The following is a 1,059-nucleotide window of genomic DNA, read 5'->3' on the forward strand; positions in this document are numbered from 1 at the left end:
TCCTCACGTGGTTCGAGCGGCCCACTTCCACGGGCCACGTCCTGCAGGACGTCTTCGGGCCCGCGCCCACCGATCTCACCCGGGCGATCTCGCTGCAGCGGGCCCTCCAGCTCATCCGGACGATGGTGGACGTCGTCGAGACGCGGGTGCCGGAGCTGCTGGCCGAGCGCGACCAGGCGCCCGTCCGCGAGCACATCCTCCACTACTCGCGCGAGGTCGCGTTCGCACTCGCAGACGTGTACGCCCGGGCCGCGGAGATGCGCGGTGCGATGGACTCGCGGCTCGAGTCGGTCCTGCTGGACGCGGTGCTGCGCGGGCAGGACCCGGACGAGATCCGGCATCGGGCCACGGCGCTGGGCTGGCGTGGGGACCACGACGTGATGGTCATGGCCGGTCTCGCCCCGGGGCAGGACAAGCCCGCGTTCATCCCGGACCTGCGGCGGGCCGCGGCGCGGCTCGACTGCGACCTGCTCGTGGGCGTGCAGTCCGAACGGCTCGTCCTCGTGGTCGGCTCGGTGCGGGACGCGCGGGCGGTGGGCGAGGCGCTCGCGCGCTGGTTCGCGCCGGGACCGGTGATCGTGGGACCCGTCGTGGACTCGCTGATCTCGGCGCACGTCTCGGCCCGGCACACCCTCGCCGGGCTCAGCGCGGCGGCCGCCCATCCCCGGGCGAGCCGGCCCACCCCGGCGGAGGACCTGCTGCCCGAGCGGGCGTTGCTGGGCGACCCCGCGGCCCGGGAGGCCCTCGTGGACGGGGTGTTCACGCCCCTGGCCGACGCCGGCACCTCCCTGCTGGAGACCGTGGACGCGTACGGCGCGCTGGGCCACTCGCTCGAGGGCACGGCCCGCGAGCTGTTCGTCCACGCGAACACCGTGCGGTACCGCCTCAAGCGGGTGGCCGAGGTGACCGGCTGGGACCCGCTGGTCCCTCGCGACGCGTACGTCCTGCAGACCGCGATCACCCTGGGCCGGCTCGCGGGGGCGCGACCGACGAACGGGGCCGGGTCGGACTGAGCCGGCGCGGCACACACCCCCCCCAATTGTAGAAACCCTCCAAACC

Annotated in this window: 1 protein-coding gene; it reads left to right on the forward strand. The window is 74.7% G+C overall.

Going from position 1 to position 1,059, the window contains the following annotated elements:
* Positions 1 to 1,013: PucR family transcriptional regulator (locus ACIP67_RS43450; RefSeq protein WP_401700283.1), on the forward strand; the 1,013-nt coding region annotated here is incomplete at its 5' end.
* Positions 1,014 to 1,059: the final 46 nt, after the last annotated feature.

It is taken from the genome of Streptomyces sp. NPDC088812, assembly GCF_044750285.1.
Lineage (GTDB): Bacteria > Actinomycetota > Actinomycetes > Streptomycetales > Streptomycetaceae > Streptomyces.